This is a genomic window from Candidatus Eisenbacteria bacterium (assembly GCA_005893275.1).
Classification (GTDB): Bacteria; Eisenbacteria; RBG-16-71-46; order SZUA-252; family SZUA-252; genus WS-7.
Genome location: VBOW01000050.1, coordinates 1 through 8,024, shown reverse-complemented (window position 1 = coordinate 8,024; position 8,024 = coordinate 1). Strand labels below are relative to the sequence as shown.

The following is an 8,024-nucleotide window of genomic DNA, read 5'->3' as shown; positions in this document are numbered from 1 at the left end:
TCGGCAGCGCCGGGCTGATGGCAGCGCTGCTCCTCGCAGGTTGCGCGCGCGAGGCTCCGGATGTTCGGGAAGCAAGGAAAGCGGCCCACGACTACCTTCGCGCGCTCGCGCGGCGCGACGTGAAAGAGATCGGCGAGCGTTCCACGTGCCTTGCCTCGACGAACTCCTTCGTCGGGGGCCGCGTTCTCAAGGTCGACGCCCCCCGTCGGATCCGCATGGCCGCCCTCGACTCCCTCGCACGGATGGCGATCTACGCTCAGCGATCCGCCGACTCCTCCTGGGCCAAAGCGAGCGAGGCCAACGCGGACTCCTTGTTCCGAAGGGCCAGGATCCTCTCGGATCAGGCGTCGATATACCGGAACGCGGCCCGCGCGGTGCCGGTCTCCGCTCCAGGCGCGGAATTGGGGAGGGACACCCTCCTCGAGATCCGGACCGTGCGGGCGCGCGTCCGTTACGCGGGCCCGGTGGTCGGGCCCAGACCCGTCGACAAGGAGGAGATTCTCCGGCTCCTGAGAGCGCCGGGAGGGAAATGGATCATTTTCTCGAAGTATCTCGTCGAGGACGATCCAGCGCCCGAGATGATTTGACCCTCGCCAGGGGGAATGCTAGGCTCCTGCGTACGTTCGCGCCTCCACCTCCAGGCGACGAGGGCTGCATTCCATGTACCTTCGCTTCAACGATTTCTACCACGCGTGGACCTGGCAGCGGGGGCCGCAGCGCGCACGGGGATGATTGCACCCGGTGAGCCCTGAGGCCCCGCCCACTGTCGAGACGAAGACAGTGGGCGTTTCTATTTCAGAGGGGCGAATGGTCATTACGTTTCGGCCGAATGCGACTCCGGAGCAGCTTCACGCCGTGGAAGCGAGGCTGCGCGATCTGGGCTTCCAGGTGGTGCGCGCGCCGACCTCCGGCCCGACCGTGATCGCCGCGGTGGGGGACGGGGCGCTGCCCCCGATCGATGAGGTGCGTGCCATGGCGGGGGTCGCGGAGGCGCTGCCCATTCCCGAGCCCTTCAAGCTCGCGAGCCGCAGCTTTCGCCGCGAGACCAGTGTGCTCCGGATCGGCGATGTGGAAATCGGCGGCTCGGCCGTGGTGCTCATGGCCGGACCCTGCACGATCGAGTCCGAGGAGCAGATGGTGCGGACCGCGGCCGCGGTGCGCGCGGCGGGGGCGCGCGTGCTCCGCGGCGGAGCGTTCAAGCCGCGCACGTCGCCCTATTCGTTCCAGGGACTGGGGGAGGAGGGCCTCAAGCTCATCCGCCGCGTCGCCGACGCGAACGGCCTCCTCGTGATCTCCGAGATCATGGACAAGAGCCAAATCGCGCTCATGGAGCGCTACGTCGACATTCTCCAGGTCGGCGCCCGGAACATGCAGAACTTCTCCCTGCTCCGGGAGCTGGGGAAGACCGAGAAGGCGGTGCTCGTGAAACGGGGGCTCTCCGCCACCGTCGACGAGTGGCTCATGAGCGCCGAGTACGTGATCTCCGGAGGAAACGATCGCGTGATCGTGTGCGAGCGCGGCATCCGCGCCTACGAGACCTACACCCGGAACACACTCGACCTGAACGCCGTCGCGGTCGCGAAATCGCTGAGCCACCTGCCGGTCATCGTGGATCCGAGCCATGCCGCGGGCGTCCGCGACAAGGTCGTCCCGCTCGCGCGCGCCGCGATCGCGGCGGGCGCGGACGGGCTCTTGGTCGAAGTCCACTTCGATCCGGAGCGCGCGATCTGCGACGGGCAGCAGTCGCTCTTTCCGGAGCAGTTCGCCGCGCTCGCGAAGCAACTCCGACACATCGCGGACGCCGTGGACCGCACCCTTTGACGAAGCCTCAGAAATCCAAGTATCCCTCGCATGAGTGGCGCCGCGGCGCAGCCGGCGCCCGTTCGGTGGCGCCCGCGGGGCCGCGTTCCTGGGCCGGGACCCCCGAGCCGCTGAGAACCGAAGCGTTCCTTCGGGGCGCCGCGATCGCGGCGATCGCCTGCTACGGGCTCTACTGGGCGCTCAAAGCGTTTTCGCTGCACCGTCTGGGAAACTACGCCGTCGAAACCGACTTCTACTGGAAGTACGGGCCCGCCGCCGCCGCCTTGAAGCAGGGTCGCGTTTTGATCGAGCATTTCGACTCGAAGGGGTGGGGTTATCCGCTCGTCGTGGCGGCCTTTTCCTATCTCGGCTTGGATCTATTCAAGGCAGCGCAGCTGGTGGGCTTGCTCTCGGCGTGCGCGGCCGCGTGGTGTGTGTTCCGGCTCCACCGGAATCTCCTCGGCTCGACGCTCGCGCTGCTGAGCGTTCTGTTCCTCCTGGGAAACCCGACGTTCCTCGCGAACACCTACGAAGTCGGAACCGACATGTTCTTCTTCGCGATCGCGATCGGCTCGATCGCTCTTCTCCTCGGCGCGGAGCATCCCGGCGGGAGGTCGATCCTGGCCTCGGGGCTCCTCGCCGGGTGGGCGTTCACGACGCGGTACAACGGGCTCTTTCTCTGGCCCGCCGCGGTGATCGCCATCGTCGTGATCTTGAACCGGGACCGCGCGAGAGCCGCCCGCTGGCGGTGGGCCGGACTCTGGAGTGCGGGTTTCGTTCTGACGGCGCTGCCCTGGCTCATCGTGAATTGGGTGCACACGGGGAACCCCCTCACGAACAACAACTATACGAACGTGGGATTCTCGGTCTATGGCGAGGGGAACTGGGAGCGTTTCTTCTATGGCGGCGACCGGAAGATCCATTCCTTCGCCGACGTCGTGCTCCTCGATCCCGGGCGCTTCGCCCTGGCCATGGCGAAAAATACGGTCGAGCATTGGAGACGCGACCTGACCGAGCTCCTGCCGCCGCTCTGGGGCGTGATCGCAGGGGCGGGGCTCATCCTGGTCGCGCTCGCGGAACGGAGCGGGCGCTGGGGTGCCTACCTTCTCTTCGGATCGCTCTACTTTCTGACCCTGGTGCCGGTTTTCTACGGGACGCGCTTCTCGCTCACCTTGCTCGCCTTCTACGCGGCCCTCGCGGTCGCGCCGCTCGGCTGGAGGAAGCTTGTGGCGTCGGTCTCGGGGATCGAACGGCGATTTCCAGTGCGGGTATTCGCATTCCTGCTGCTCTGGCTTCCGGGCGTCGTCTCCGCGTACGGGAGGACGGAAGACTCCCGGAACCCGGAAGCGCTCCAGGCGGGACCATACGAGACGCTGGAGGCCGCGACCTACCTCAAGGCACACGCCCAAGGCGAGGCGCTTCTCGCGCGAAAGCCGCACGTGGCGTTCCTGGCGGGGCTCCGGTTCGTCCCCATTCCAGAGGTGGACTCTCCCGCGGCCCTCCATGAGGTCGCGGTTCGCGCGCGGGCGCGGTACCTCCTTGTCTCGGGAGCGGAGATGGCGCTTCGCGCCGCGGTGAGGCCCTTCGCAGAGCCGGACGCCCGGATTCCCGGATTCCGGCGTGTCTTTGAGAGCCAAGGCGCGTTGATTTTCGAAGTGCTGCCCGACAGCTCGACGGGCGAGACGGCGGCGCCCGCGCCCGGTGTCCGCGCCGGCGGCACGGGCTCCTAATGCCTTGACTTGACGAGCGCTTCGGCTACACTTGGCGCCGAATGACTGATGCGGTAACGTAAATAGGAGAGGGCGATTAGCTCAGCTGGCTAGAGTGCCTGCTTGACATGCAGGAGGTCAGAGGTTCAAGTCCTCTATCGCCCACCACTTCACGATGTCCTCCACGACCCCAACATCACAGAGCCTCATGAAACTGGAGATGGACGGCCGTTCCCTCGAGGCGAGCGAAGGCACAACCCTGGGTGAGCTCTTCGCGAAGAGCTTCCGGGAGGGTTTCAAGCAGGGAATCGCGGCCAAGCTGAACGGCAAGGTGGTGGACTTCCACACGCCCATCCGCGAATCCGGACGCTTGGAGCTGATTCCGCTCGATTCGCCCGAGGGGCTCCAGGTCCTGCGCCACTCCACCGCGCACCTCATGGCTTCGGCCGTCGTGAAGCTTTTCCCCAGCGCGAAGCTCGCGATCGGACCGGCGATCGAGGAGGGTTTCTACTACGACTTCCAGGTGGACCGCCCGTTCCAGCCCGAAGACCTGGAGCAGATCGAGAGCTGGATGCACAAGATCGCCGAGGAGGATCATCCATTCGTTCGCGGAGAAATGAAACGCGCCGACGCCTTGCGGGAGTTCCTCGCGAAGCAGGAGCCGTTCAAGGTGGAGCTTCTCGAGGGGATTTCCGACGAGACGGTCAGCACCTACACCCACTCCTTCTTCACCGATCTCTGCCGCGGGCCGCACGTGCCACGCACGAGGGTGCTCAAGAGCTTCAAGCTCCTGAGCGTCGCCGGAGCGTACTGGCGCGGGGATTCGAGCCGTCCGATGCTCCAGCGGATCTATGGAACCGCGTTCCCGACCAAGGATCTTCTGCAACAGCATCTCGCGCGTATCGAGGAAGCGAAAAAGCGGGACCACAGGAAGCTCGGCCACGAGCTCGATCTCTACAGCGTCCACGAGGAAGCGGGGGGCGGGCTCATCTTCTGGCTTCCGCACGGCGCCGCGATGCGGCGCGTCATCGAGGATTTCTGGAAGGACGAGCATCTGCGACGCGGGTACCAGATCGTCAACACGCCCCACATCGCGCAGGTGGACCTGTGGCAGCGGTCCGGGCACACGGATTTCTACCGCGAGAACATGTACTTCCTCCAAGCCGACGAGAAGGAGTACGTGCTCAAGCCTATGAACTGCCCCTTCCACGTCTTGATCTTCAAGCGCCGGAAAAACTCCTATCGCGACCTCCCCATACGGCTCGCGGAGCTGGGCACCGTGTACCGCCTGGAGAAATCGGGGGTGCTCCACGGGCTCGCCCGCGTTCGCGGCTTCACCCAGGATGACGCGCACCTGTTCTGCACCCGCGACCAGGTGGAGTCCGAGCTGGCCCAGGTGCTCGACTTCTCCCGGTTCATGCTCCAGACATTCGGCTTCACGCAGTACCAGGTGGACTTGAGCGTGCGCGATCCGAAACGGAAGCAGGATTACATGGGCTCGGACGACGACTGGGCGCTCGCCGAGGGCGCGCTCGAGCGTGTCGTCAAGGCATCGGGTCTCCCGTATCACCGCGCGGAGGGGGAGGCGGTTTTCTACGGTCCCAAGATCGACATCAAGCTCACCGACGCGATCGGACGGCCGTGGCAATGCGCCACAATTCAATTCGATTTCAACCTCCCGCGACGGTTCGACGTGAACTACGTGGGTTCGGACGGGCAGGAACACCAGGTGTTCATGATTCACCGCGCGCTCCTGGGCTCCATGGAGCGGTTTTTCGCGACCCTGATCGAGCATTACGGCGGCGATTTCCCGGTCTGGCTGGCGCCGGTGCAAGTGCGGCTCATCACGATCGCGGACGCGCAGATCCCGTACGCGGAGGAGATCCGTCGCATCCTGCTCGACCGCGGCATCCGGGTGGAAGCCGATCTCCGCGAGGAGAAGATGGGGGCGAAGATCCGCGACGCGGAGCTTCTCAAGATTCCCTACATGCTCGTGCTCGGACGGCGCGAGGCCGAGGAGAGGACGGTTTCGGTTCGGAGCAGGCACAAGGGAAACGAAGGAGCGGTCAAGCTCGAGGAATTCGTGGAGAAAGTGGTTGCCGAGTCCGAAGCAAGGCAGTAGTATCCTGGCCACAATACGAAGCAGGAGCCGCCGGCTTCTCACCCCGAGGCGCAACGCTACCGGGGTTCTCGACAAGAGAGTTCCGCCGCGGTCTCCGGCGGAAGGCATCGCCGACGGGCGTACGGTGCGGAATGGACGCATCGTTCGCCCGCACTCTTTTGACCCGCCGGCTTCGCTTCCATACCCAACCCCGCGCTGAGAGGAGGAACGGCCTATCACCACAACCAAAGAGGTCCGTGTCAACGATCGCATCCGCATCCCCACGGTCCGCGTGATCGGACCGGACGGAGAGCAGGTGGGCATCCTGGGAATCCGGGAAGCGCTCACCTACGCGCAGGAACGCCATCTGGATCTGGTGGAAGTATCCCCCACAGCGCGCCCGCCTGTTTGCAGGGTCATGGACTTCGGGAAGTACAAGTACGAGCAGAACAAGAAACTGCAGAAGGCTCGAAAGAAACAACACGTCACGCATCTCAAGGAAGTCAAGCTGCGCCCGAAGATCGAGGAACACGATTACCGGTTCAAGGTGAACAACGGACGCCGCTTCCTCGAGCTGCACGACAAGGTGAAGTTCACGGTCACCTTCCGCGGTCGGGAGATGGCCCACACGGAAGCGGGCTTTCGCCTCCTGGAGCGCGTGGTGAAGGATCTGGAAGAGGTGGGACAGGTGGAAAACCCGGCGCGTCTCGAAGGGCGGAACCTCGTCCTCCTGATGGTGCCCAAATCGGCGGCCGGGAAGGCGCCGGAGAGGAAGCCGGCCCCGGCGACGGCGGGAGCCAAGCCGCCGGCACCTCGGAGCTAGGAGCCGCCATGCCGAAGATGAGAACGAACCGCGCCGCCGCGAAACGTTTCAAGCGGACCGGGACGGGAAAATTCAAACGAGCGAAAGCATATGCCAGGCACCATCTGGGGACGAAGTCCCGGAAGCGGAAACGCCGCTTGCACGCGCCGGCCCTCGTCGAGCCGACCGAACGTCGGCACTTGCAGAAACTACTTCCATACGGCGATTGATCCGCGTCTCTGCGGCCGCCACATGAGGTAACGAGCGATGCCACGAACTAAGACCGTCGTCCCGGGCCGGAAGCGCCGCCGAAAGGTCATGACCGCCGTGAAGGGGAATCGCGGCGGACGGCGCAAGCTCTATCAGACCGCGCGCGAAACCCTGATGCGGAGTCTCCAATTCGCGTATCGGGATCGCCGGGCGAAAAAGCGTGATTTCAGGAGACTCTGGATCGTTCGCATCAACGCGGCCGCCCGGCTTCACGGGCTCTCCTACAGCACGTTCATCCGCGGACTGAAAGTCGCGCAGATCGAAATCGACCGGAAGATCCTGGCCGACCTCGCCGTTCGCGACGAGCAGGCGTTCGCGCGTCTGGCCGAGGTCGCGAAACAGGCCCAACCCGTAGCCTAGGCGCACGCTCGTGATCAAGCGGCTCGACGCCCTGGAGGCCGAAGCGGCGCGGGCGCTTCGCGCCGCGCGGAGCGGCGCCGCGCTCGAAGAGGCGCGTGTCCGGTACCTCGGTCGCAAGAGTGAGCTCACGCAAATCCTTCGCGGGCTGAAGGATCTCTCGGCCGCCGAACGCGCTTCGGTGGGCGCGCGCGCCAACCGGCTCCGCGAGGCTCTCGAGCGCTCTTATGAAGAGGCCCGCGCGCGGCTGGAAATCGCCCCGGCCGCCGCGACGCGCGACGTCACGCTCCCGGGACGCTGCATCCCTCGTGGACACGAGCATCTCCTCTCGCAGGTCCTCGGGGAGATCCGCGCGATTTTTCTCGGGATGGGTTTCGCCCTCGCCGAAGGTCCGGAGGTCGAAGATGACCGGCACAATTTCGGCGCGCTCAACATGCCCGAGGGCCATCCCGCCCGGGCGACGACGGACACGTTCTATCTGAGACCCGACGTGCTCCTCCGGACCCATACCTCCTCGGTGCAGATCCGCGTCATGGAGTCCCACACGCCCCCGGTGCGGATCATCTGCCCCGGGCGCGCGTACCGGAACGAGGCGGTGGACGCGACCCACAACTTCGAGTTCCACCAGGTCGAGGGCCTGTACGTCGACGAGGACGTGAGCCTGGCGGACCTCAAAGGGACGCTGGACCGGTTCCTGAAAGAATTCTTCGGGCCGGAGACGGAGCTTCGCTTCTCGCCGTCCTATTTCCCGTTCGTGGAGCCGGGCGCGCAGGTGGAGATCCGCTGCTTCTTCTGCGGTGGCAGGGGGTGCAACGTTTGTGGTCCGCTCTCGGGGGGCTGGCTCGAGGTGCTCGGCGCGGGCATGGTCCATCCGAACGTGTTCCGCTCCGTGGGCTACGATCCCGAGCGCTGGACCGGGTTCGCGTTCGGCGCGGGGATCGAGCGGCTGGTCATGCTGCGCCACGGCGTTCCCGACATCCGTCTC

The 8,024-nt window shown here is 65.5% G+C and carries 8 protein-coding genes and 1 tRNA gene; all 9 read left to right on the top strand.

What is annotated here, in order from left to right; all coding sequences use genetic code 11:
- Nucleotides 1-17: 17 nt before the first annotated feature.
- Entirely contained in the window at nucleotides 18-587 is a 570-nt protein-coding gene (locus tag E6K76_09580; protein TMQ57816.1) for a hypothetical protein, read from the top strand.
- 220 nt (nucleotides 588-807) lie between these two features.
- Entirely contained in the window at nucleotides 808-1,821 is a 1,014-nt protein-coding gene (gene aroF / locus E6K76_09575) for a 3-deoxy-7-phosphoheptulonate synthase (protein TMQ57815.1), read from the top strand.
- Nucleotides 1,509-3,530, top strand: a complete 2,022-nt coding sequence (locus tag E6K76_09570; GenBank protein TMQ57814.1) for a glycosyltransferase family 39 protein — start codon at nucleotides 1,509-1,511, stop codon at nucleotides 3,528-3,530. The genes aroF and E6K76_09570 overlap by 313 nt, the downstream gene beginning before the upstream one ends.
- 70 nt (nucleotides 3,531-3,600) lie before the next feature.
- A tRNA-Val gene (locus E6K76_09565) sits at nucleotides 3,601-3,677 on the top strand.
- A gap of 40 nt (nucleotides 3,678-3,717) precedes the next feature.
- On the top strand, nucleotides 3,718-5,631 hold the full coding sequence (gene thrS, locus E6K76_09560; protein ID TMQ57813.1) for a threonine--tRNA ligase: 1,914 nt from the start codon (nucleotides 3,718-3,720) through the stop codon (nucleotides 5,629-5,631).
- Between the two features lie 214 nt (nucleotides 5,632-5,845).
- Nucleotides 5,846-6,433 carry a translation initiation factor IF-3 gene (locus E6K76_09555; protein TMQ57812.1) on the top strand — a complete coding sequence of 196 codons (588 nt, stop codon included), beginning with the start codon at nucleotides 5,846-5,848 and terminating at the stop codon, nucleotides 6,431-6,433.
- A gap of 8 nt (nucleotides 6,434-6,441) precedes the next feature.
- The gene (rpmI, locus tag E6K76_09550) at nucleotides 6,442-6,642 is read left to right on the top strand and encodes a 50S ribosomal protein L35 (GenBank protein TMQ57811.1); all 201 of its coding nucleotides are present in this window, start codon (nucleotides 6,442-6,444) and stop codon (nucleotides 6,640-6,642) included.
- A 37-nt stretch (nucleotides 6,643-6,679) separates the two neighbouring features.
- The gene (gene rplT / locus E6K76_09545; protein ID TMQ57810.1) at nucleotides 6,680-7,042 is read left to right on the top strand and encodes a 50S ribosomal protein L20; all 363 of its coding nucleotides are present in this window, start codon (nucleotides 6,680-6,682) and stop codon (nucleotides 7,040-7,042) included.
- A 10-nt stretch (nucleotides 7,043-7,052) separates the two neighbouring features.
- Nucleotides 7,053-8,024 (top strand): phenylalanine--tRNA ligase subunit alpha (gene pheS / locus E6K76_09540; GenBank protein TMQ57809.1); only part of this gene is annotated, 972 nt, incomplete at its 3' end.